The sequence below is a fragment of the uncultured Sphingomonas sp. genome (genome assembly GCF_964235535.1).
Taxonomy (GTDB): Bacteria; Pseudomonadota; Alphaproteobacteria; order Sphingomonadales; family Sphingomonadaceae; genus Sphingomonas.
Genome location: NZ_CAXSBH010000001.1, coordinates 96,333 through 119,112 on the forward strand (window position 1 = coordinate 96,333; position 22,780 = coordinate 119,112).

A 22,780-nucleotide genomic window follows, 5' to 3' on the forward strand; every position below is an offset into this window, starting at 1 on the left:
GATCAGGCGAAGGCTGGGGCCTGCCGCAACTGCTGATACGCCGCGATCACTTGTTGCAGCGCGGTCTCGTGGCTCCGGTCGCCGCCGTTGCGGTCGGGGTGATAGCGGCGGACGAGTTCGCTGTACCGCTTGCGCAGCGCCTGCCGGTCGGCGGTCGATTCCAGTCCCAGCACGCGCAGGGACTCGCGGTCCTGCCCCGACAGCGGCTTGCCGTCGGTCCGCTCGGGCGCGGGCTCGCGGCGGTACCGCGCGGCGATCGCGTCGAGCGGATCGCTGAAGTCGGCCCAGCGCGGCCCACGCTCGGACGCGTTGCCCGCGAAGGCGCGCGTCTCGCGTTCCCAACCGGCATACGGCCGCTGCGCCGCGTGGATCTCCTCTGCGCTCATGCCGCTGAAGAAGTTGTAGCGCGCGTTGAAGGCGCGGACATGGTCCAGGCAAAACCAGCGGAACGGCGGCGGCCCGTCCGCGCTCGCCCAACCCTCGGGCGGCGGCGCTCGGAACTCGCCCGGCTCGTCGCACCCCGGCTCCATGCAGCCGCGCCCGGTACCCTCGACCCGCCCATGAAACCTGGGGCTGGGCTTCTCCCGCCCCTCACCGGGTTTGCGCGATCCAGCACCATCCGACACGAACCGCATTCTCCGGAAAAACCGACTATATAGGCCCCATGACCGCACCCGCCACCGCCGCCCCGACCCTCTCCGTCGTGCAGGGGATCACCGATCGTCTGACCGACGCATTGCAACCAACCCGGCTCGATGTCGCCAACGAGAGCGCCGCACACGCCGGCCACATGGGCGACGACGGCACCGGCGAGACGCACTTCGCCGTCGCGATCGAGAGCGCCCGCTTCGCCGGGCTGAACCGCGTCGCGCGCCAGCGGCTCGTCAACCGGGCGCTCGCCGACCTGCTCGCCGGCCCCATCCACGCTCTCTCCATCCGAGCCACCGCGCCGGGCGAATGACGCGCCGCCCCCGCCCCGCCGCGCGCATCCTGCTCGTCGACGGGCGGGGCCGCGTGCTGTTGTTCCGCTTCACCGTCGCGGGCCGCGCGCCCTTCTGGGTCACGCCCGGCGGCGCGCTCGACCCGGGCGAGGCGTACGAGGCGGCCGCCCGTCGCGAGCTGCTGGAGGAAACCGGCCTCGACCTCGACCCGGGACCGCAGGTCGCGCGCCGCGTCGTCGACTTCACCTCGGTCGAGGGCGTGCCCGTCACCGCCGATGAACGTTACTTCCGCGTCGACGTGGGCGAACACGAGGTCGACCCCGCGCACCATACCGACCTGGAGCGCCGCGTCATGCAGAGCTGGCGCTGGTTCACGCGCGCCGAACTCGCTACCCATGACGAGGCAATCTACCCGGCCGATCTCCTCAACCTGCTTGACGCGACGGAGCCCACCCATGCTCGATAGCTTCATCGAACAAACCCTTACCCCCGCCACCCACGACCTGGGCGGGTTCAAGGTCCACCGCACGCTCCCCGCGCCCGAGCGCACGATGGTCGGCCCGTTCCTGTTCTTCGACCAGATGGGCCCGGCCGAACTGCCCAGCGGCGAGGGCATCGACGTCCGACCGCACCCGCATATCAACCTGTCGACCGTGACCTACCTGTTCGCGGGTGCGATCGACCACCGCGACTCGCTCGGCACAAACCAGCGGATCGAGCCGGGCGCGGTCAATCTGATGACCGCGGGCCGGGGCATCGTCCATTCAGAACGCTCGCCCGGCGACGAGCGTGCGCACGGCCCCGTGCTATCGGGCATCCAGACCTGGCTCGCACTCCCCGACGCGCTGGAGGAGACCGGCCCCGCCTTCGAGCATCACGGCGCGACCGAGCTGCCGATCGTCGAGGCCGGCGGCGCCCGCGCCCGCATCATCATGGGCAGCCTTTGGGGCGAGACCGCGCCGACCACCGCCCACGCCGGCGCGATCTACGCCGACATCGCGCTCTCGGCCGGCGCGCGCGTCCCCGTCGACGCCGCCGCTGAGGAGCGCGCGCTCTATCTGGCCGACGGCGAGGCGGTGCTGGAGGGCGTGCCGCTCGAACCCATGCGCCTCTACATCCTGCGCCCGGGCATCGCCGCCACGCTCGGCTCGGCATCGGGCGGGCGCGTGATGCTGTGCGGCGGCGATGCCTTTCCCACCCCGCGCCACGTCTGGTGGAACTTCGTATCCTCCCGCCCCGAACGCATCGAGCAGGCCAAGCGCGACTGGCGCGCCGGCGCATTTCCGGTGGTCCCGGACGACGCGGCCGAATTCATCCCGATCCCCGACAAGCCGCTGACGGTGAGCTACCCGTAACTTCTCTCTCCGTCATGCCGGACTTGTTCCGGCATCCATCGTTGTGCGAACTCGGCGATCAGCGGGTACACACGACCATGGACCCCGGAACAAGTCCGGGGTGACGAAGGTAGGAACAGGCATGACTGACCTGCAACGAGTGAGCCTCCCAACCGGCGTGGATCTCGACGTGCAGGTCGCGGGCGACCCCGCGCACCCGCCCGTGATCCTCCTGCACGGCTTTCCCGAGTCGCACCGCACCTGGCGAGGGATCGTCCCCGACCTCGCCCGCGATCACTTCGTCCTCGCCCCCGACCAGCGCGGATACGCCCGCTCATCCAAGCCCGAGGGTGTCGAAAACTACGCCGCCGACCGGATCGTCGCCGACCTAATCGCGCTCGCCGACCGGTTCGGACTCGACCGCTTCACGCTCGTCGGCCACGACTGGGGCGGCGCGATCGCCTGGATGGCGGCGCTCCGGCATCCCGAGCGCGTCGCGCGGCTAGTGATCGTCAACGCCCCGCACCCGCTCGTCTTCCAGCGCAGCCTGTTCGACGACCGCGAGCAGCGCCGTGCCAGCCAATACATTCGCACCTTTCGCGATACCTCGATCGACCGGGGCCTGACCGGCGCGGGGCTGGAGAAGTTCTTCGGCTCCACCTTCGCGCACGTCCTGACCAGCGCGATCGTCGGCCGGGACAAGGCGGCGTATCTCGACGAGTGGTCCCAGCCCGGCAGCATGACCGCCATGCTCAACTGGTACCGCGCCAGCGCCATCGTCGTGCCCGAGACCGACGAGCACGTCCCCCGACCCGCCTTCCTCGACGCCCCCTTTCCGCCGGTGACGCAGCCCACGCTCGTCATCTGGGGCATGGAGGACAAGGCGCTTCTCCCCGTCCAGCTCGACGGCCTGGCCGACCACGTTCCCGACCTGACCATCGAGCACGTCGAGGGCGCGGGCCATTTCGTCCCCTGGGAAGACGCCCCCGCCGTCCTCGCCGCGATGCGCCGCTGGGGCGTGTAGCCTACAGCACGACCCGCGACGCCCCCTCCAGCATCGCAGGGTCGAGCCCATCCGCCCCGCCCGGCCGCACCCACGTCGCGTGCGCATGGCTCGTGGCGATCACCTCCTATACGTCCCGATCCGGCCAGCTCCGCACGCTGACCATCATCTCCCCGATCGCCCGGTCCGGCTCCATCACCACCCACGCGATCGGCCGTTCGGCGGTCGCCCGTGCGCCCGCCGCCGCCATCGCCGCCCTGATCCGCTGCGCCGTCGGCTCGGGCAGATACTGCCACACGACCGAATGCATCAGCACGCGGCACACGCCCGCGTCCTGCGGCTCCGCCAGCCGCGCCTCCACCCAGTCGGCGGCGTCCGCCTGCTCCAGCCGTACGCCTCGCTCGCGCACCATACCGATCGCGGTCTGAAGCCGGGCCAGCCGCTCCGGCTTCTCCGCCCACACATACGCCGCGAGCCGAGCCTCGATGGCGGGATCGGTGACGTCCAGCGGCCGCATGTCGCACCCCCGAACGCCCACGATCTCGATCGGCGGCACAATCGGCGGCTCACCCAGCCATTCGGGCGCGATCGTCACCGGCGAGCCCTCCGGCCCCACGCTCGCCCCACCCAGATCGAACCGGTACCGGTCGATCAGCAGATTGAGCCCGCCGCTCGACCCGATCTCCAGCAGCTCCAGCATCCCGCCGACCCGCCGCGCGACCTCCAGCAATCCCGTCATCAATGCCGCCGACCGCCCCGGCTCGTTGGTCTGCGGCGGCCCGTCGAGCCACGGCGACAGCGCCGCGTCATGCCGCACCAGCACCCGCGCGAGCACCGCCCCGATGTCGCCGAGGTAGCCCGCAAACACCCCCGCCAGCTCCGCGTCCGCCCCCGCCCGCACCAGCGCGTGAAGCCCGCCCATCAACCGGAGCGGCAGCGCATCGCGCGTCGGCTCCCCCGCCCAGTCCAGCACCCGCGCCCCCGTCCCGCTCTCCCGGGTCAGCCCGCTCGCCAACGCCCCGCAGATCGTCGCGTAGATCGGCGCGTCCATCTTGCCGCACCAATGCTTCTGGACGTCGAACGCCGCCCGGTTCTCCTGTTCGCTCGCCATGCGCCGTCCTCCCGGCCGCCATGTTGCGCCGCACTCCCCGCCCCCGTAAAGCCCCACCCGGATGCCAGCCCCGCTCATCATCGCCGTCCCCAAGGGCCGCATCCTGTCGGAAGCGCTCCCCCTCCTCGCCCGCGCGGGCGTGCGCCCGGAGCTCGCTTTCAGCGACGAGGACTCCCGCGCGCTCCGCTTCGCCACCGACGATCCCGGGATCGAACTCATCCGCGTCCGCGCCTTCGACGTCGCGACCTTCGTCGCCCACGGCGCGGCGCAGATCGGCATCGTCGGCTCAGATGTGCTCGCCGAGTTCGACTATTCCGAACTCTACGCGCCGGTCGATCTCGGCATCGGCCATTGCCGCCTGTCCGTCGCCGAACCCGCCGCGATGGCCGCGACCGACGACCCGCGCGGCTGGAGCCATGTCCGCGTCGCGACCAAATACCCGCACGTCGCCAAGGCGCACTTCGCCGCGCGCGGGGTGCAGGCCGAGTGCGTCAAGCTCAACGGCGCCATGGAGCTCGCCCCGCTGCTGGGCCTCGCCCCGCGCATCGTCGACCTTGTCTCGTCTGGCCGCACGCTCAAGGAGAACGGCCTGGTCGAGGTCGAGCGCATCATGGACGTCACCAGCCGCCTGATCGTCAACCGCGCCGCGATGAAGACCCGCGGCGACGTGGTTCCGCTGGTGGACGCGTTCCGGCGGGCCGTCGGCATGAGGCAAGCTGCATGATCCGCCTCCACCACCTCAACCCCGATTTCGCCGCCCGCTTCGACGCGCTGGTGGACGCGCGCCGCGAGTCCTCCGCGGACGTCGCCCGCGACGTGGCCGCGATCATCTCCCGCGTCCGCTCCGAGGGCGCCCCTGCGGTCGCCGATTATACAATCCGCTTCGACCGCCACGACTTGGAAACCACCGGCTGGGCCATCGACCCTGCCGACTGCGAAGCGGCCTTCCACGCGCTCGACCCCGGCCTCGCCCACGCGCTCCAGCTCGCCGCCGACCGCATCCGCGCCTATCACGAGCGCCAACGCCCCGCCGACACCGACTATACCGACGACGCTGGCGTCCGCCTCGGCGCGCGCTGGTCGCCCGTCGACGCGGCCGGGCTCTACGTCCCCGGCGGCCGCGCGGCCTACCCCTCGTCGCTGCTGATGAACGCCATCCCCGCCCGCGTCGCCGGGGTCGAGCGGCTCGCGATGGTCACCCCCACCCCGGACGGCGAGATCAACCCGCTCGTCCTCGCCGCCGCGCACCTGGCCGGGATCACCGAGATCTGGCGCGTCGGTGGCGCGCAGGCGGTCGCCGCGCTCGCCCACGGCGCGGGGCCGATCCGCCCCGTCGACGTGATCACCGGCCCCGGCAACGCCTGGGTCGCGGAGGCCAAGCGCCAGCTCTACGGCGTGGTCGGCATCGACATGGTCGCGGGCCCCAGCGAGATCGTCGTCATCGCCGACGCGGGCAACGACCCCGACTGGACCGCCGCCGACCTGCTCTCCCAAGCCGAGCACGACACCGTAACCCAATCCATCCTGTTCACCGACGACGCGGAGTTCGGCGACGAAGTGGCGGCTCGCGTCGACCGCCAGCTCGCCACACTCGCGACGGAAACGGTCGCCCGCACCGCCTGGGAAGCCAACGGCGCGATCGTCGTCGTCGGCACCTTGGAGGACGCGATCCCGCTCAGCGACCGCCTCGCCCCCGAGCACCTCCAACTCGCCGTCGCCGACCCGCAGGCGCTGTTCGCCCGCGTCCGCCACGCCGGCTCGGTCTTTCTCGGCCGCCACACGCCCGAGGCGATCGGCGATTACGTCGCCGGCCCCAACCACGTCCTCCCCACCGGCCGCCGCGCCCGCTTCGCGAGCGGCCTGTCGGTACTCGACTTCATGAAGCGCACCAGCTTCCTCCAGCTCGACGAGACGAGCTTGCGCGAACTGGGCCCCGCGACGGTCGCCCTGGCGGAAGCGGAGGGGCTGCCCGCGCATGCGCGGTCGGTGGCGGTCAGGTTGCGGCTGAATCGGTGATGCTCGAACGCCTATAATGTGGCGACCGGGATAGGTGGGCCGATAAGCTCCATCCCGAACTCGTGCAGGAAGGCGGCGTCGGCTTTGGTATTCGCATACGCGCCCGGTTTGATCCCGCTTTTTTCCCGTTGCGCAAAGAATGCCTCCATCTTCCCTGCCGGAGCAAAGGAGATCAGCATCCTGCCCACCGCCTGTCCTGAAAACGCCCAAGCATGAGGAATGCCCCGCGGACCAAGCACGCAATCGCCGACGTTGAGCACGGCTCGATTATCGCCGACCTCCACGACATATCGGCCTTCAAGACAGAAGAATAGTTCATCTTCTTGATGGTGGACATGGCGCGACGGACCACCCTTGCGCATATTCCTCTGCTCCATCACGAACAGATCACCCGCCGTATCGCTGGTCAGAACCTTATAGGTGGTGGAACTCAGCCCAATCGCGCGCTCTTTTCCTTCTCGATCTCGACCAGCCCTGACTTGCGGGATCGTCGGCCGGTCAGACTGGCCTGAAGCGGCTCGAAGTCGGGATGGTAGCAAGGCAAGAACTGGAAGCGACAGAAGCGATCGACGGAGCATCACGACTCCTACGGTTCTCAGGTCCGACCAATACCGGACGCGCCAGAATTCGTTAGGTGATTTAGATGCCGATGTCGAGCTTTCCGGTCCGCCAGTTACTCTGGTGAACTTGAGCCGTTGGGGCTGACACACCCGCCCCCGCCCCCTACATGCCCGCCTCCATGCCAGCCCCCAACACCCGCCCCAACCCGCGCACCGCCCCCCGAACCAAAGCGCGCGCCGCCGCCCGCCTCGCCGCCGTCCAGGCGCTCTACCAGCACGAGATGGAGGGCACCGCCACCACCGCGTTGCTCCACGAGTTCCACCAGCACCGCATCGGCGCGACGATCGAGGAGGTCGAGTATGCCGAAGCCGACATCGACTTCTTCGACGACCTCGTCCGCGGCGCCCGCGCGCGCGCCGACGAGATCGACGAACTCGTCGCCCGCCACCTGTCGAAGGGCTGGAGCCTGCCGCGCCTCGACAAGCCGATGAAGGCCATCCTGCGCGCAGGAGCCTACGAACTCCTCGCGCGCGCCGACGTGCCGGTCGGCGTCGCGATCAGCGAATATGTCGACGTCGCCCACGCCTTCTACGACCGGCGCGAGGCGGGGTTCGTCAACGGCCTGCTCGACGCGATCGCCAAGGAAGTTCGGAAATAGGGGTGGGTGAAATCGTCAATCTCCACCGCGCCCGCAAGGCGATCGCCCGTACCGCCGCCGAGGCCCAGGCCGCCGCCAACCGCGCCGCCCACGGCCGCACCCGCGCGCAAAAGCAGCTCGATGCGGCGGAGGCGAAACGCCGCGCCCGCGAGCTCGACGGGGCGAAGCGCGACGGTTAAGCGACGGACGGAACCTTTGCAGTGATTTACGCTTATTTCACGGTTGCCGTGTCTTAGCTCGCCCGCTAATTCCGTATGCGCTCAAAAAGGGAAATGCTGAAATGAAGATCGCCAAGTATCTGCTCGCCGTCGCCGCGTCCTGCATGACCGTCGCGCCCGCGATGGCCGCCTCCGCCAACCCGGCGGCCCGGCTCTCGGTCGCCAAGTCGGCGCGCGCGGGTTCGCCCGTGATCAACGACAGCAAGGGCGTCGGCGGCGGCGGCGGCACCCTTTTCGCGCTGGCCATTGCGGCCGGCGTCGCGGCGATCGTGATCATCGCCGCGATCAACAACGACGACGACGACAACTCGGACAGCAACTAAGCGCACATCGCGCGCTCGGCCGGACCTTGGTTCGACCTGGGCTTGAGAAGGCACCTCGCTTGACGGCGAGGTGCTTTTTTCATGTCCGACGAGGGGCACGAACGCGGCCCGGTCGGATATCGACGGGGCATGCGGCAGCCGGCGCATCGTGACCGAAGCCGACCTCCTTGCCTTGCTGCGCGCCCTGCCCCTGCACCCCGGCGCGCGGGGCCTGCGCGACGACGCGGCCGTGATCGGCCCGTATGTGCTCACCACCGACACGCTGGTCGAGGGCGTCCATTTCCTTACCCACGACCCGCCCGGCGACATCGCATGGAAGCTCCTGGGCGTGAACCTGTCCGATCTCGCCGCCAAGGGCGCGGAGCCCGAGGGCGTGCTCCTCAACTATCCCTTGAGCGATCCCGACTGGGATCGCGCCTTCCTCGCCGGGTTCGACGACGCCTTGCGCGCCTATGCCTGTCCGCTGATCGGCGGCGACACCGTTACCCTGCCGTCCGGCGCTCCCCGCATCCTCACCCTCACCGCCCTGGGACGCGATGCGGCGGCTCCCTCCCGCACCGGCGCGCAATCGGGCGACGCCCTGTGGGTCACCGGCCCGATCGGCGATGCGGGCGCGGGGCTCGCCATCGCGCTGGGCGAGCCGGGTCCGTCCGAGCTGCTGGCCGCCTATCGTCGCCCGGTCCCCCGCCTCGCCGAGGGCCGCGCGCTCGGCCCCCACGTCCACGCGATGAGCGACGTGTCCGACGGCCTGCTCCTCGACGCGGCGCGCATGGCCGAGGCGAGCGGGCTCGCCGTCGCGATCGACCTCGCCGCCGTCCCGCTCTCCCCCGCCTATGTCGCGCACCGGGGCGATACCCGCGCCGCGCGCATATCCGCCGCGACCGCGGGCGACGATTACCAGCTGCTCTTCGCCGCCGCGCCCGGCTATTTTCCCCCGGTCGTCGCCGCCCGCATCGGCGCATTCGCGACCGGCAGCGGACTCACGCTCCACCATGCGGGCGAGCCGCTGCCCCTCCCCGCGACGCTCGGCTACGAGCACAGCCCCCTTGCGCCGGTCCATCTACGGCCATAGCCTCCCGCCCATAGCGACCCGGGAGAACCCGGGCGGTGCAACAGGGAAGGATGTCCAAGGACATGACCATCGTCTACATCGCCATGGCGTGCGGCGTCCTCGCCGTGCTCTACGGCATTGCCACCAGCCGCCAGATCCTCAGCCTGTCGCCCGGCGACGCGCGGATGCAGGACATCGCGTCGGCCATCCAGGAGGGCGCGCAGGCCTATCTCGCGCGTCAATACACCGCCATCTCGGTCGTCGGCGCTGCTGTCGCGGTCGTATTGTTCCTGACGCTCGGCACCCTGTCGACGGTGGGCTTCCTGATCGGCGCGGTCCTGTCGGCGGCGGCGGGCTATGTGGGCATGAATATCTCGGTGCGCGCCAACGTCCGCACCGCGGAGGCCGCGCGCACCTCGCTCCAGGGCGGCCTCACCGCCGCCTTCCGCTCGGGCGCGGTGACGGGCATGCTGGTGGCGGGCCTCGGCCTGCTCTCGATCGCGGGCATCTTCTGGTACCTCGTCGAGATCCGGGACCACGCCCCCGCCGACCGCGAGGTGATCGAGGCGCTGACCGCGCTCGCCTTCGGGGCCTCCCTCATCTCCATCTTCGCGCGCCTGGGCGGCGGCATCTTCACCAAGGCGGCGGACGTCGGCGCCGACCTGGTCGGCAAGGTCGAGGCCGGCATTCCCGAGGACGACCCCCGCAACCCCGCCGTCATCGCCGATAACGTCGGCGACAATGTGGGCGACTGCGCGGGCATGGCCGCCGACCTGTTCGAGACCTATGTCGTCACCATCGGCCTGACGATGGTGTCGATCGCGCTCCTCGTCCCCAACGCCACGCGATTGTTCGAGCTGATGGCGCTCCCGCTCCTCGTCGGCGGCGTCTGCATCATCACCTCGATCATCGGTACCTACACCGTCCGGCTCGGCAAGGGTTCGATCATGGGCGCGCTCTATAAGGGGTTCTGGACCACCACGCTCCTCGCCGTCCCCGCCATCTACCTCGCCACCACCTACGTGCTGGGTGACCTCGCCCAAATCGTGTCGTCGGCCGCGACCTCGACCCTCGACGCCTCGGGCGGAGTCGGCTCCGAAACGGGCGCGGCCCGCGACGCCGGGCTGACCTTCACCGGCTGGGACCTGTTCTGGTCGATGATGATCGGGCTGGCCGTCACCGGGCTCCTCGTCTGGATCACCGAATATTACACCGGCACCGACCACCGCCCCGTCCGCTCGATCGCCCGTGCGTCAGAGACCGGCCACGGCACCAACGTCATCCAGGGCCTCGCGATCAGCCTGGAATCGACCGCGCTGCCGACGCTCGTCATCGTCGTCGCGGTGATCGCGGCGTTCCAGCTGGCGGGCATCATCGGCGTGGCGTTCGCCGCCACCTCGCTCCTGGCGCTCGCGGGCATGGTCGTAGCACTCGACGCCTACGGTCCCGTCACCGACAACGCCGGCGGCATTGCCAAAATGGCGGGCCTGCCCGACGACGTCCGCCACCGCACCGACGCATTGGACGCGGTCGGCAACACGACCAAGGCGGTGACCAAGGGATATGCCATCGGCTCGGCGGCCCTCGCCGCGCTCGTGCTATTCGGGGCCTACACGACCGATCTCGACCGCTTCAAGGTCGAGCTCGGCCTGACCGAGCCCGTCAACTTCTCGCTCAACAACCCGTACATCATCGTCGGGCTGCTGCTCGGCGCGCTGCTCCCGTACCTGTTCGGCGCGTTCGGCATGACCGCCGTCGGCCGCGCGGCGGGGCATGTCGTCGAGGACGTCCGCCGCCAGTTCCGCGAGGACCCCGGCATCATGGCGGGCACCAGCCGCCCCAACTACGCCCACACCGTCGACATCGTGACGAAGGCCGCGATCAAGGAGATGATCGTCCCCTCCCTCCTTCCCGTCCTCTCCCCGATCGCGGTCTATTTCATCATCGCCGCGGTCGCCGGCCGCGAACAGGGGTTCGCGGCGCTCGGCGCGATGCTGCTCGGCGTGATCGTGTCGGGGCTGTTCGTCGCTATCTCGATGACGTCGGGCGGCGGCGCGTGGGACAACGCCAAGAAGTACATCGAGGACGGCCATCACGGCGGCAAAGGCTCGGAGGCGCACAAGGCGGCGGTGACGGGCGACACGGTCGGCGATCCGTATAAGGATACAGCGGGCCCGGCGGTGAACCCGATGATCAAGATTACTAATATAGTCGCGCTGCTGCTGGTCGCGGCTCTTGCTGCGAACGGCTCTTGAAGCAGCGCCCGGCCGACGACCGTGCGAGCCTTACTCGCACGTGTCGACCGACGGCGCGGCTTTGCCGCGGCGCATGCCGCTCTCCTCTTTGACAATCCCCGCCCCCGACCATAGCTTCACCACATGGCTACCCCCCCACTAATCCTTCCCGAAACCGCGCTCGGCTGGGCCCGCTTGCAGGTCGCGGCTGGCAAGGTCGCCAGCGTGGAAGCCTACTTCGTCGACCTCGCCCGCCGCGACCAGAACGAGGCGGAGGAGACTGCCTACCTACAAGCGGTGATCGACGAGGGCCTGGCGTCGGGCGTCGACCCGCGTCCGGCCGAACAGATCTTCGCGGAGGTGCGAACGAAGTATTTCGGACGGAATGGCTAGACGCGCGCTGATCCTAAGCCGCCGGGCATCGATCGAGCATGAAGAGATCGCGGCCTTCAGTCTCCAACGGTTCGGCCATGATGTCGCGGACTCGTATATGGCCGGACTGGACGCCGTGTGCGAGCGGCTGTGCGACTTTCCGGAACTCGCCCCCATCGATCCGCGCGTTCGCCCCGAAACCCGATCCTTGCATCACCGCAGCCACCGCATCCTCTACATCGTGGAGCCCACCCATATCCTGATCGTCCGCATCCTACACCAGGCCCGGGCTACCCCGACCGCGCTCTAAGCCATGTTCGCGGTCGGCATTCCGCGCTTGATTTCATTTTAGACCCTCGCCAGCATGAGCGCAGAACAAAAGGGGAAGCAAACATGGACTTGGCCACCCGTCTCGTCGAACTCGAAAAACGCACCGCCCAGCACCGCGAACTGCTCCTGACCGAGGAGGCCGCCAAGACCGCGCTCGTCCTCCCCTTCTTCCAGGCGCTCGGCTACGACGTGTTCAACCCGTCGGAGGTGATCCCGGAGTTCACGGCGGACGTCGGCATCAAAAAGGGCGAAAAGGTTGATTACGCGCTGTGCGCCGACGGCCGCGTCAACATCCTGGTCGAATGCAAGCCGTCCTCCGTCGATCTCGACCTGAAGCACGCCTCGCAGCTGTTCCGGTATTTCGCCGCCACCGACGCGCGCGTCGCGGTGCTGACCAACGGCGTCGTCTATAATTTCTACTCGGATATCGATCAGCCCAACCGGATGGACGAAAAGCCGTTCTTCCATTTCTCGATGGACGCGATCAAGCGCACCGACCCCGCCACGCTCGAACGGTTCAGCAAGTCGCAATTCTCGATCGAGGCCATCGTCGCCGAGGCGGGCCGCCTGAAGCTCGAATCGCTCACCCGCACCGAGCTGGAGCGCGAGTTCGCGCAGCCCTCCGACGAGTTCGTCAAGATGATGGCCACGCGGGTCCAGCCCGGCCGCATGACCCCCGCCCTGCGCGAGCAGTTCGGCGCGGTCCTCGCGGGCTCGATCGCCTCGATCATCCGCGACCGCGTCAACGACCGGCTGACGTCGGCGCTCAACGTCGCCAACCCTGTGCCCGTCATCCTCGAGGAAGGCCGCTCCGACGACCCGTCCGATACCGAGGGCGTGATAACCACCGACGACGAGATCGCGGGCTTCCGCATCATCCAGGCGATCGCCGCCCGCCACGTCGATCCCAAGCGCGTCGTCATCCGCGACAGCAAATCCTACTGCGCGATCCTGCTCGACGACAACAACCGCAAAACGCTCGCCCGGCTACATTTCAACAGCCCGACCACACGGTATGTCGGCACCTTCGAGGGCAAAGCCGAAACGCGGCATTCGGTGGTGGAGCTGACGGATGTCTACAAGCTGGAGCCGCAACTGGTGGCGCGCTTGACCGAATTTCGAGCCAGCTAAATCCGGCGCAGGCATGATCCGCGCTTATAGACCAATGGCGCAGCTTTGCCATGACGCAACTCCGTCGAAAATAGGCCCGCTTCCCCTTGCAATGTTGGAAACCGCCCGTCACCGTCTTGTCCGACAAACCCTTCACCACGCTCTTTGACATTGCCGGACAGACTTTGCCGCCCCATACTCGGGTAGAAGCGACCACGACATATCAGATCAAAAGCGCGCAATATTCTTATTGAATTAGCGCGACTTTCGTTACCTTCGGGCAACTTGGCTCATGCCCGCCGCGCCTGAGTTGGCGTGACCTTAGTGACCTTCCAATTTTCCGTCTCGTCCGCTAGGGCGCGGGCTGACCTCCGATCTGAAAGATAGCTTGCTTGGCGAAAGAAGAACTCCTCGAAATGCGCGGCCGCGTAGTCGAACTGCTCCCCAACGCGATGTTCCGCGTCCAGCTCGAGAACGATCACGAGGTCCTCGGCCACACCGCGGGCAAGATGCGCAAGAACCGCATTCGCGTGCTCGTCGGCGACGAGGTGCTGTGCGAGCTCACCCCCTACGACCTGACCAAGGGCCGGATCACCTATCGATTTAAGTGAAGCGCAAGCCCGGCCGGCGCGGCTTGAGCCGCGTCCGACGACGCAGGCTTTGCCCGTGGCGCGCTCACTGATCCCGATGCTGAACCTCGTCCTTGCCTCCACCTCGCCCCGTCGCCTGGACCTCGTCCGCCGCCTCGGGACCGAACCCGCTCGCGTCGTCGCTCCCGCGATCGACGAGGCACCGCGGCCCCGCGAGCTGCCCCGGGACTACGCGTTACGCCTGGCGATCGAGAAGGCCCATGCGGTCGACCGCGCCCCGGACGAGATCGTTCTGGCGGGCGACACCACCGTGGCGCTCGGCCGCCGCATCCTGCCGCCCGCCGACACCGCCGACATCCAGCGCGAGCTACTGGGCAAGCTGTCGGGCCGCCGCCACCACTGCCTGTCCGGCGTCTGCGTCATCGCCCCGGATGGGACCGTCCGCACCCGCCTGGCCGACACGATCGTCGCCTTCAAGCCGCTATCCGCGCAGGAGGTCGACGGGTACATCGACTGCGGCGAGGGCCTGGGCAAGGCGGGCGGCTACGCGATCCAGGGCCGCGCCGAGGCGTTCGTCCGCTTCATACACGGCTCGCATTCGGGCGTGATGGGCCTCCCGCTATTCGAAACCCGCGCCCTCCTCCGCGCCGCCGGCCTGCCCATTGGCTGAATGGCTCTACGAAGCCGGCATAGGCGAGAACCGCGCCGCGCTGGTGGAGGGTGGGATCATCGTCGAGACCGCGATCGAGCTACTGGGCACGCTCCGCCTCGGCACCGTCGCCCGCGCCCGTCTGCTGGAAGCCCGCCCCGGCCGCGTCCTTCTGGACGACCGCGGCGAGGCGACGCTTCACCCCGTTCCCCCCGGCCTGACGCAGGGTGCCGCGCTCCTCGTCCGCATCGTCCGCGAAGCGATCCCCGAGCCAGGCCGCCCAAAACTCCCCCGCGCCGCACCCACCGACGATCCGTCCACTATTAGCCCCACGCTCCGCGACCGCGTCGCCGCGACCGCTCACCCTGTCCGCGACCTCCTGCCCCACCAACCCGATGCACTCGAAGAGGCGGGCTGGTCCGAACTCCTCGACGAAGCGACCACCGGCGAGATCGCCTTTCCCGGCGGCGCGCTCCGGATGTCGCCCACCCCCGCCATGACGCTGTTCGACATCGACGGCGACCCGCCCCTCCCCGCGCTCGCGCTGGTCGGGGCCCGCGCCGTCGCCGCCGCGGTCCGGCGGTTCGGCATCGGCGGCTCGATCGGCATCGACTTTCCCACCCTTTCCGGCAAGGCCGAACGCCAGGCCGTCGCCGCCGCGATCGACGCCGCGCTGCCCCCGCCCTTCGAGCGAACGATGGTGAACGGCTTCGGCTTTCTCCAGATCGTCCGCCCCCGCCCCCGCGCCTCGCTCCCCGAGCTGCTCCGCGCCGACCCGGTCGGGGCCGCCGCCCGTGCCGCGCTCCGCCGGATCGAGCGCGAGCCGCCCACCGCGCCCCGCGCGCAGCGCCTGCCCCCTGCGGTCCTCGCCCGCATCGAGGCGGAGGGCTGGACCGCCGAACTGGTGCGCCGCACTGGTCGCGCACCTATATGGGATGTCCCATGACCTGCCCGCTCTGCGCCAAGCCCGCCCACCCCGACTACCGCCCCTTCTGCGGCCGCGCCCACCGCGACCGCGACCTCCTGCAATGGCTCGGCGAAGGTTATCGTATCCCCGGCCGCCCGATCGTCGATGAGGACGAAGCCGGGCTGGACAGTCCCGGCCGGCCGGATTAGAGGCGCGCTTCCGATCGGTGGAAGGGTTGGCCTGAGTAGCTCAGGGGTAGAGCAGACGACTGAAAATCGTCGTGTCGGTGGTTCAAATCCGCCCTCGGGCACCTTCCGCACCGGCCGCACGTAGCGGAGCTACGCGCGGACTCGATGCGGAAGCGGCCGGCGCGAAGCGACCGACGAAACGCGGGCTTTGCCCGCGTCAGCTTACCAGCATCATCCCCGCGCCTTCGCCTCCCGTCGAAACCGATGAAGCAACGGCTCGGTATACCCGCTAGGTTGCCCCACCCCCTCGAACACCAGCGCCCGCGCCGCGCGGTAGGCCAGCCCATCCTCCTTCAGCGCCCGGTACGCCGGATCGCCCTCATTCTGCGCATCGACCTTCCGTGCCATCGCCCGGAACGCCGCGTCCACTTCCGTCTCCGTGCACACCCCGTGCAGCAGCCAATTCGCGATCGCCTGCGAAGAGATGCGCAGCGTAGCCCGGTCCTCCATCAGCCCGATATCGTGGATATCCGGCACCTTCGAACACCCCACCCCTTGGTCTATCCACCGCACCACATACCCCAAGATCCCCTGCGCGTTGTTCTCCAGCTCCGCGCGCACCTCGTCCGGCCGCCAGTTCCGCCCGCCCGCCAGCGGTACGGCGAGCAGCCGATCGAGCCCCGGCACCGCCTCGCTCGCGATCTCCCGCTGCCGCGCGAACACGTCTACCTGATGATAATGCATCGCATGGAGCGTCGCCGCGGTCGGGCTCGGCACCCAGGCCGTGTTCGCGCCGCTCCGGGGATGCGCGACCTTCTGCTCGATCATGTCGGCCATCCGGTCGGGCGCGGCCCACATGCCCTTGCCGATCTGCGCGCGGCCCGACAGTCCGCACGCAAGCCCAATCCGCACATTGCGGTCCTCGTATGCCGCGATCCAGCCGGATGTCTTCATCTCGCCCTTGGGGATCATCGGCCCGGCGCGCATCGCGGTGTGGATCTCGTCGCCCGTGCGGTCGAGGAAGCCCGTGTTGATGAACGCGATCCGCCCCCGCACCGCGCCGATGCACGCCGCGAGGTTGGCCGACGTACGCCGTTCCTCGTCCATCACCCCCACCTTGACCGTGTGGCGCTCCAGCCCGAGCAGGTCCTCCACCGCATCGAACAGCCGGTCCGTGAAGGCGCACTCGTCGGACCCATGCATCTTGGGTTTGACAATGTAGATCGACCCCGCCCGGCTGTTGCGGAGCGTCCCCAGGCCACGCAGGTCGTGCATCCCGATCAGCGATGTCATCACCGCGTCGAGCACGCCCTCGGGCGCTTCCGACCCGTCCGGGAGCAGCACCGCGGGCGTCGTCATCAGGTGGCCGACATTGCGGACGAACAGCAGGCTGCGGCCGAGCAACGTCAGCGCCGATCCGCCCGGCGCGACATACTCGCGGTCCGGTGCGAGCCGCCGCGTGACGGTGCGCCCGCCCTTGTCGAAGCTCTCCTCCAGATCGCCGCGCATCAGCCCGAGCCAGTTGGCGTAGGCGGCGACCTTATCCTCCGCATCGACGGCCGCGACCGAGTCCTCCAGATCGACGATGGTGGTCAACGCCGATTCGAGCACCATGTCGGCGATCCCCGCCGGGTCGGTCTGCCCGATCGGGTGGTCGCGATCGATCACGATCTCGATGTGCAGCCCATTGTGCCGGAACAGCCGGTTCTCGCCCGCGCGGCCAACGAACTGCGCCGGATCGCGCAAGGACGGCTCGCCGCCCGCAAAGTCCGCCCAGCTCCCCTCCGCAAGCGGCACCGCTTCGTCCAAGAACGCCTTGGCGCGCGCGATCACTTGAGCGCCGCGTGTCGGATCGTATCCGCCCGGCCCGGCAGCACCCGGCAGCGCGTCGGTGCCGTATAGCGCGTCGTACAGACTGCCCCACCGCGCGTTCGCGGCGTTAAGCACGAAGCGGGCGTTGAGCGACGGCACGACCAGCTGCGGCCCCGCCATCGTCGCGATCTCGGGGTCGACCCGCTCGGTGCCGATCGTGAACGGCTCGGGCTCGGGCACGAGATAGCCGATCCCGCGCAGGAACGCCTCGTCGACCGGTTCGCCGGCCACAGAGCGCGCGTCGATCGCCGCCTGCAGCTCCTCGCGCCGGGCGAGCAGCGCGCGGTTGTCCGGCGTGAAGCGCGCGAAAATGGCGGCGACCCCCGCCCAGAACGCGCCCGGTTCGATCCCCGTCCCCGGCAGCGCCCGCTCCTCGACGAAGCGTGCGAGCACGCCCGCGACCTTCAGCCCGCTACGGTCCAGCATGTCGGTCAAATCATCCTCCATCCGGCGCAGGTCGCGCCATTATCACCTGGGGAGGACATGGATCGCCTGCCCAACCCCACGACCTTGCGCAAGCGCCTATCCGCCGTCGTCCAACGCCAGCGTCACCGCGTCGATGCGCCGGAGCATCGCCGTGAAGGCCTCCACCTCCGCCCGGTCGAACCCCTCGAAGATACGCCGTTCCAGGTCCAGCGCCTTGGGCGCGACCGCGGCGTACAGTTCGCGCCCGTCGATGGTAAGCGTCAGCAGATGCGACCGCTTGTCGCCTGGATTGACGCCGCGCTGGAGCAGCCCGCGATCGACCAGCGCGATCGCCGCGCGGCTGACCGTCACCTTGTCCATGCGGGTGCGCGCGGCGACCCCGCCCTGGCTCGTCCCGCCCGTCTCCGCGACCACCGCGACCAGCCGCCATTCGGGGATCGATAGCCCGAACAGCGCCTCGTACGTCCGCGCGATCGTGTCGCTGACGAGGTTGGATGTAAAGCTCAGCCGGAACGGGATGAAGGCGTCGAGAATAAGAGGTCGGTCTGCCATCCGGGAGAACCATACGTTTGACACGCACCATGTCGAGGCGCATGTTCGTATCATTCGTTACTAGATGAGGTCACGCCGATGCAGGACAGCACCAACCCCCTGGGGCTCGACGGGTTCGAGTTTTGCGAGTTCACCTCGCCCGACCCGGACGCGCTCGCGCGGCAGTTCGAGCAGCTGGGCTTCGTTCCCGCGCACCGGCACCCGACCAAGGCGGTGACCCGCTACAAGCAAGGCCGCATTAACCTGCTCCTGAACGCCGAGCCGACCGGCCAGGCCGCCGACTTCCGCGCGGCGCACGGGCCCTCGGCAAGCGGCATGGCGTTCCGCGTCGCCGATCCCACCCGCGCCTACGCCCATGCGATCGCCGAGGGCGCCAAGGCGGTCGATGCGACGGCCGGGACACTCGGGCGTAACTCGCGCGCGATCGAGGGCATCGGCGGATCGTACCTGTACCTCGTCCGCGCGGGCGTCGACCTCTATGCCGACTGGGACGCGGTGCCCGGCGCGGCCGAGGCGGAGCGGGAAAACAATGTCGGGCTCGAGCTGCTCGACCACCTCACCCACAATGTCCGGCGCGGCGAGATGCGGACCTGGTCCAGCTTCTACGGACGGCTGTTCGGGTTCGAGGAGCAGAAATATTTCGACATCAAGGGCAAGGCGACCGGGCTGTTCAGCCAGGCGATGATCGCCCCCGACAAGGCGATCCGCATTCCCCTGAACGAGAGCCAGGACGAGAACAGCCAGATCGAGGAGTTCATCCGCCAGTATCAGGGCGAGGGCATCCAGCATCTGGCGCTCACCACCCCCGACATCTTCGATACCGTCGAACGGCTGCGGACACGCGGCGTCAGGCTCCAGGACACGATCGAGACCTATTACGAGCTCGTCGACAAGCGCGTCCCCGGCCACGGCGAGGACCTGGAGCGCCTGCGCAAGAACCGCATCCTGATCGACGGCGACGTGAACGACAAGGGGTTGCTGCTCCAGATCTTCACGGAGAACATGGTCGGGCCGATCTTCTTCGAGATCATCCAGCGGAAGGGCAATCAGGGGTTCGGGAACGGCAACTTCCAGGCGCTGTTCGAGAGCATCGAGCTGGATCAGATTAGGCGCGGGGTGATCAAGGTCGACGCCTGACCGATGGGCGAAGCGCAAGCTTCGCCCGAGGTGCGACGCGCATGCGTCGCCGTCGACCGGCCGGCGCGGACGAAGCCGCGCACAGGGCGCGGCTTCGCCGCGACCGACGCGGGGCGGGGAGATCGGCCCCCCTCCCCGTCACCCCGGACTTGTTCCGGGGTCCATCGCCGTCCACACGCCCAAGTCTCCGAGCGCGCACAACGATGGATGCCGGAACGAGTCCGGCATGACGAAATCGGGATGAGACCATGAACGCACCCCACCCGATCACCCAAGCCGCTGCCGACGCCGCCTACATCCCCGGCTTCGGCAACCATGTCTCTACCGAAGCCGTACCCGGCGCGCTCCCGATCGGGCGCAACTCGCCGCAACGTCCCCCCTACGGCCTCTATACCGAGCAGCTGTCCGGCACCGCCTTCACCGCCCCTCGCCACGAGAATCGCCGATCCTGGCTGTACCGGATGCGCCCGACCGCCGAGCACCCGCCCTTCACGCCCTACGGCCGCGCGGCGTGGTTCGGCGGGAGCGACGACACGGCCCCGCTCGCCCCCAACCGCCTGCGATGGGACCCGCTCGCCGCACCCGCTCCCGGCACCGACCTGATCGACGGTATGACGACGATGCTGACCAACCGCCCTCCGGCCCACCTGGAGGGCGGCGGCGTCCACTTCTACGCCGCGAACAGGGACATGACCGACCGCGTCTTTTTCGACGCGGACGGCGAGCTGCTGTTCATTCCCCAGGCGGGCCGGCTCGAGCTGCTGACCGAGCTCGGCCGGATCGAGGTCGCGCCCGGCCAGATCGCGCTGATCCCGCGCGGAGTGCGGTTCCGGGCGCTGCTCCCCGATGGCGAGGCGCGTGGATACATCGCCGAGAACCATGGAAGCCTGTTCCGCCTTCCCGATCTGGGATTGATTGGCGCGAACGGCCTTGCCAACCCGCGTGACTTCGAGACGCCAATCGCTTGGTTCGAGGACCGGGACGACCCGACCGAAGTCATCCAGAAGTTCGGCGGTCGGCTCTGGCTGACCGAACTCGACCACAGCCCGCTCGATGTGGTCGCGTGGCACGGCAACCTCGCCCCGTGGCGTTACGACCTCGCGCGGTTCAACACGATCGGCACCGTCTCCTTCGACCATCCCGACCCGTCGATCTTCACGCTCCTGACCTCGCCGTCGGACGTACCCGGCCGCGCCAACGCCGATTTCGTGGTATTCCCCCCGCGCTGGATGGTGGCGGAGGACACGTTCCGACCTCCCTGGTTCCACCGCAACGTCATGTCGGAGGCGATGGGGCTGATCGACGGCGCGTACGACGCGAAGGCGGAGGGTTTCCAGCCCGGCGGCCTGTCGCTCCACAATCTGATGGCGGGCCACGGTCCCGACCTGGCGAGCTGGCGCGGCGCATCGGAGGCGGAGCTGAAGCCCCACAAGATCGCGGGCACGATGGCCTTCATGATCGAGAGCTGCTGGCCCTACCGCCCGACCGCGCACGCGCTGGAGACGGCGCAGCTCGATTACGACGATGTATGGGCGGACTTTCCGAAGGCGAGGCTGCCGGGCTGAGCACACCATGTGCATACTCCTCCGTCACCCCGGACTTGTTCCGGGGTCCATTGCTGTCCGCACGCTCAAGTTTCCGAGCGCGCACAGCGATGGATGCCGGAACAAGTCCGGCATGACGAACGGGGAGTAGTGGCCACGACCAACCTTCCCCGCCTCCACGCCACCCCGGCCGGCGTTATCCTCGGCCCGCTCGACGACCTCATCCCCGACGGCAAGGCACGCGGCTTCGTGCTGGATATGCGCGCCGGTCGGTTCCACGGCTTCGTCGTGCGCCGGGGCGGAGAGGTCCACGGCTTTGTCGACCGTTGCCCGCATGCCGGACTACCGCTCGCCAGAACGCTCGACGATTACCTGACGCCCGCGGGCGACCTGATCGTGTGCGGCTGGCATTCGGCGCTGTTCGACATCGCGACGGGTGCTTGCCGTGGCGGTCCCTGCATGGGCGCGTCGCTCACTTCCTGGCCTGTCGAGGTCCAAAGCGGCCTTATCGTGACCGCTGCTCCTCGCGGTGGATGCTGATCAATATCCCGAACAGGATCAGCACCGTCATCATCGCCGACCCGCCATACGAGAATAGCGGCAGCGGAATGCCCACCACCGGCGCCAGCCCCGTCACCATCGCCAGATTGATGCCCACATACAGGAACAGGGTGAAGGACAGCCCCATCGCGGTCAGCCGGGTGAACACCGTCCGCGAAGCCTGCGCCAGCTGGAACCCCCACCAGATTATGTAGCCGTACAGCACGAGCACCGTCAGCCCGCCCAGCAGCCCCCATTCTTCCATCATGGTCGCGAAGATGAAGTCGGTCTGCTTTTCGGGCAGGTAATCCAGGTGCGACTGCGATCCGCCCAGATAGCCTTTGCCCCATAGCCCGCTCGACCCGATCGCGATCTTGGACTGGGTGATGTGGTATCCGGTGCCGAGCGGGTCGCTCTCCGGGTCCATGAAGGTGAACACCCGGTTGCGCTGATAATCGTGGAGCATGCCCCAGGCGATCGGCGCCATCGCCGCCAGCAGCGCCGCGCCGCCCAGGAACCAGCGCAGCTGGATCCCCGCCAGGAACATGATCGCGACCCCCGCGAAGCTGATCATCAGCGCGGTGCCCAGATCGGGCTGGAGCATCACCAGCCCGACCGGCGCGCCGATCAGCAGGACGGGAACGAGCAGCACCGAAGGCTGGCCGATGAAGCGCGGCGGCACCCCGTTGAAGAACCGCGCGAGGCTGAGCACCACCGCCAGCTTCATGAATTCGGACGGCTGGACGCGGATGATCCCCAGATCGATCCAGCGCTGCGCCCCCATGCCTATATGCCCCATCGCCTCCACGACGATGAGCATCAGGAAAGCGATCGCGTAGGCGGGGTAGGCGATGCGCCGCCACGTCTCGACGCGCACATAGGACAGCGCGAGCATGACCACGAACAGCACGACGAAGCGGATGCCCTGATTGCCCGCCCATGGCATCACCCTGCCGCCCGCCGCCGAATAAAGCGTGAGCAGCCCGAACGCGGTCGCGCCGAGCATCGCCAGCAGCATGCGCCAGGGCAGCGCCCTCAAGGGCGCGGGAAGGGCGTCGGATCGCATGGGCGGCTGATTACTCCGACGTCACCGTGCGCCTATCCACGACGCCC

Annotated in this window: 27 protein-coding genes and 1 tRNA gene; 22 read left to right on the top strand and 6 right to left on the bottom strand. The window is 68.9% G+C overall.

Going from position 1 to position 22,780, the window contains the following annotated elements; translation table 11 throughout:
• Window positions 1-2: 2 nt before the first annotated feature.
• On the bottom strand, window positions 3-635 hold the full coding sequence (locus ACFE7F_RS00455; protein ID WP_375401869.1) for a J domain-containing protein: 633 nt from the start codon (window positions 633-635) through the stop codon (window positions 3-5).
• A gap of 29 nt (window positions 636-664) precedes the next feature.
• Between ACFE7F_RS00455 and ACFE7F_RS00460 the strand changes: the two genes are divergently transcribed.
• From ACFE7F_RS00460 to ACFE7F_RS00475, 4 genes are all read left to right on the top strand, one after another.
• On the top strand, window positions 665-961 hold the full coding sequence (locus ACFE7F_RS00460; protein ID WP_375401870.1) for a BolA family protein: 297 nt from the start codon (window positions 665-667) through the stop codon (window positions 959-961).
• On the top strand, window positions 958-1,407 hold the full coding sequence (locus ACFE7F_RS00465; protein ID WP_375401871.1) for an NUDIX hydrolase: 450 nt from the start codon (window positions 958-960) through the stop codon (window positions 1,405-1,407). Before ACFE7F_RS00460 ends, ACFE7F_RS00465 begins: the two co-directional genes overlap by 4 nt.
• Entirely contained in the window at window positions 1,397-2,296 is a 900-nt protein-coding gene (locus ACFE7F_RS00470; RefSeq protein WP_375401872.1) for a pirin family protein, read from the top strand. Before ACFE7F_RS00465 ends, ACFE7F_RS00470 begins: the two co-directional genes overlap by 11 nt.
• A 121-nt stretch (window positions 2,297-2,417) precedes the next feature.
• Window positions 2,418-3,299 (top strand): alpha/beta fold hydrolase, encoded by an 882-nt coding sequence (locus ACFE7F_RS00475; RefSeq protein WP_375401873.1) that lies wholly within the window; start codon window positions 2,418-2,420, stop codon window positions 3,297-3,299.
• A 106-nt stretch (window positions 3,300-3,405) separates the two neighbouring features.
• Here the strand turns inward: ACFE7F_RS00475 and ACFE7F_RS00480 are convergent, their stop codons facing one another.
• Complete coding sequence (locus ACFE7F_RS00480) at window positions 3,406-4,389, bottom strand: DUF2332 domain-containing protein (RefSeq protein WP_375401874.1); 984 nt, start codon at window positions 4,387-4,389, stop codon at window positions 3,406-3,408.
• Between the two features lie 61 nt (window positions 4,390-4,450).
• Between ACFE7F_RS00480 and hisG the strand changes: the two genes are divergently transcribed.
• Both hisG and hisD read left to right on the top strand, forming a co-directional pair.
• A complete protein-coding gene (gene hisG, locus ACFE7F_RS00485) occupies window positions 4,451-5,113 on the top strand; it encodes an ATP phosphoribosyltransferase (RefSeq protein WP_375401875.1) in 663 nt (220 codons plus the stop codon).
• A complete protein-coding gene (gene hisD / locus ACFE7F_RS00490; protein WP_375401876.1) occupies window positions 5,110-6,405 on the top strand; it encodes a histidinol dehydrogenase in 1,296 nt (431 codons plus the stop codon). The genes hisG and hisD overlap by 4 nt, the downstream gene beginning before the upstream one ends.
• Window positions 6,406-6,416: 11 nt before the next feature.
• Here hisD and ACFE7F_RS00495 read toward each other — a convergent pair whose 3' ends face one another.
• Complete coding sequence (locus tag ACFE7F_RS00495; RefSeq protein WP_375401877.1) at window positions 6,417-6,983, bottom strand: cupin domain-containing protein; 567 nt, start codon at window positions 6,981-6,983, stop codon at window positions 6,417-6,419.
• Between the two features lie 161 nt (window positions 6,984-7,144).
• Here ACFE7F_RS00495 and nusB point away from each other — a divergent pair, with 161 nt between their 5' ends.
• The 13 genes from nusB to ACFE7F_RS00560 all read left to right on the top strand — a co-directional run bounded on the left by nusB (window position 7,145) and on the right by ACFE7F_RS00560 (window position 15,718).
• Complete coding sequence (gene nusB / locus ACFE7F_RS00500; RefSeq protein ID WP_375401878.1) at window positions 7,145-7,624, top strand: transcription antitermination factor NusB; 480 nt, start codon at window positions 7,145-7,147, stop codon at window positions 7,622-7,624.
• A gap of 2 nt (window positions 7,625-7,626) precedes the next feature.
• Complete coding sequence (locus ACFE7F_RS00505; RefSeq protein WP_375401879.1) at window positions 7,627-7,803, top strand: DUF4169 family protein; 177 nt, start codon at window positions 7,627-7,629, stop codon at window positions 7,801-7,803.
• A gap of 101 nt (window positions 7,804-7,904) precedes the next feature.
• Window positions 7,905-8,165 carry a hypothetical protein gene (locus ACFE7F_RS00510; protein ID WP_375401880.1) on the top strand — a complete coding sequence of 87 codons (261 nt, stop codon included), beginning with the start codon at window positions 7,905-7,907 and terminating at the stop codon, window positions 8,163-8,165.
• A gap of 148 nt (window positions 8,166-8,313) precedes the next feature.
• Window positions 8,314-9,237, top strand: coding sequence for a thiamine-phosphate kinase (gene thiL / locus ACFE7F_RS00515; protein WP_375401881.1), 924 nt, complete (start codon window positions 8,314-8,316; stop codon window positions 9,235-9,237).
• Window positions 9,238-9,299: 62 nt separating this feature from the next.
• Window positions 9,300-11,471 (top strand): sodium-translocating pyrophosphatase, encoded by a 2,172-nt coding sequence (locus ACFE7F_RS00520; protein ID WP_375401882.1) that lies wholly within the window; start codon window positions 9,300-9,302, stop codon window positions 11,469-11,471.
• 123 nt (window positions 11,472-11,594) lie between these two features.
• Window positions 11,595-11,843, top strand: a complete 249-nt coding sequence (locus ACFE7F_RS00525; protein ID WP_375401883.1) for a type II toxin-antitoxin system ParD family antitoxin — start codon at window positions 11,595-11,597, stop codon at window positions 11,841-11,843.
• A complete protein-coding gene (locus ACFE7F_RS00530; RefSeq protein WP_375401884.1) occupies window positions 11,836-12,132 on the top strand; it encodes a type II toxin-antitoxin system RelE/ParE family toxin in 297 nt (98 codons plus the stop codon). Before ACFE7F_RS00525 ends, ACFE7F_RS00530 begins: the two co-directional genes overlap by 8 nt.
• Before the next feature lie 83 nt (window positions 12,133-12,215).
• Window positions 12,216-13,283, top strand: a complete 1,068-nt coding sequence (locus ACFE7F_RS00535; RefSeq protein ID WP_375401885.1) for a type I restriction endonuclease — start codon at window positions 12,216-12,218, stop codon at window positions 13,281-13,283.
• A 371-nt stretch (window positions 13,284-13,654) separates the two neighbouring features.
• Entirely contained in the window at window positions 13,655-13,873 is a 219-nt protein-coding gene (gene infA, locus ACFE7F_RS00540) for a translation initiation factor IF-1 (RefSeq protein ID WP_375401886.1), read from the top strand.
• A gap of 79 nt (window positions 13,874-13,952) precedes the next feature.
• The gene (locus tag ACFE7F_RS00545) at window positions 13,953-14,522 is read left to right on the top strand and encodes a Maf family protein (RefSeq protein ID WP_375402019.1); all 570 of its coding nucleotides are present in this window, start codon (window positions 13,953-13,955) and stop codon (window positions 14,520-14,522) included.
• On the top strand, window positions 14,515-15,447 hold the full coding sequence (locus ACFE7F_RS00550; RefSeq protein WP_375401887.1) for a ribonuclease: 933 nt from the start codon (window positions 14,515-14,517) through the stop codon (window positions 15,445-15,447). Before ACFE7F_RS00545 ends, ACFE7F_RS00550 begins: the two co-directional genes overlap by 8 nt.
• Complete coding sequence (locus ACFE7F_RS00555) at window positions 15,444-15,617, top strand: DNA gyrase inhibitor YacG (RefSeq protein WP_375401888.1); 174 nt, start codon at window positions 15,444-15,446, stop codon at window positions 15,615-15,617. Before ACFE7F_RS00550 ends, ACFE7F_RS00555 begins: the two co-directional genes overlap by 4 nt.
• A 29-nt stretch (window positions 15,618-15,646) precedes the next feature.
• Window positions 15,647-15,718, top strand: a tRNA-Phe gene (locus ACFE7F_RS00560).
• A gap of 109 nt (window positions 15,719-15,827) precedes the next feature.
• On the opposite strand, the gene ACFE7F_RS00565 is transcribed toward ACFE7F_RS00560, so the two are convergent.
• A complete protein-coding gene (locus ACFE7F_RS00565; protein WP_375402020.1) occupies window positions 15,828-17,894 on the bottom strand; it encodes a malate synthase G in 2,067 nt (688 codons plus the stop codon).
• Between the two features lie 96 nt (window positions 17,895-17,990).
• Window positions 17,991-18,446 (bottom strand): MarR family winged helix-turn-helix transcriptional regulator, encoded by a 456-nt coding sequence (locus ACFE7F_RS00570; RefSeq protein ID WP_375401889.1) that lies wholly within the window; start codon window positions 18,444-18,446, stop codon window positions 17,991-17,993.
• A gap of 78 nt (window positions 18,447-18,524) precedes the next feature.
• Between ACFE7F_RS00570 and hppD the strand changes: the two genes are divergently transcribed.
• From hppD to ACFE7F_RS00585, 3 genes are all read left to right on the top strand, one after another.
• Entirely contained in the window at window positions 18,525-19,583 is a 1,059-nt protein-coding gene (gene hppD, locus ACFE7F_RS00575) for a 4-hydroxyphenylpyruvate dioxygenase (protein ID WP_375401890.1), read from the top strand.
• A gap of 248 nt (window positions 19,584-19,831) precedes the next feature.
• A complete protein-coding gene (hmgA, locus tag ACFE7F_RS00580; protein WP_375401891.1) occupies window positions 19,832-21,148 on the top strand; it encodes a homogentisate 1,2-dioxygenase in 1,317 nt (438 codons plus the stop codon).
• Window positions 21,149-21,277: 129 nt separating this feature from the next.
• Window positions 21,278-21,667 (top strand): Rieske (2Fe-2S) protein, encoded by a 390-nt coding sequence (locus ACFE7F_RS00585; protein ID WP_375401892.1) that lies wholly within the window; start codon window positions 21,278-21,280, stop codon window positions 21,665-21,667.
• Here ACFE7F_RS00585 and rodA read toward each other — a convergent pair.
• The gene (gene rodA / locus ACFE7F_RS00590; protein ID WP_375401893.1) at window positions 21,633-22,733 is read right to left on the bottom strand and encodes a rod shape-determining protein RodA; all 1,101 of its coding nucleotides are present in this window, start codon (window positions 22,731-22,733) and stop codon (window positions 21,633-21,635) included. The two genes, ACFE7F_RS00585 and rodA, sit on opposite strands and share 35 nt — an antisense overlap.
• Between the last annotated feature and the right edge of the window lie 47 nt (window positions 22,734-22,780).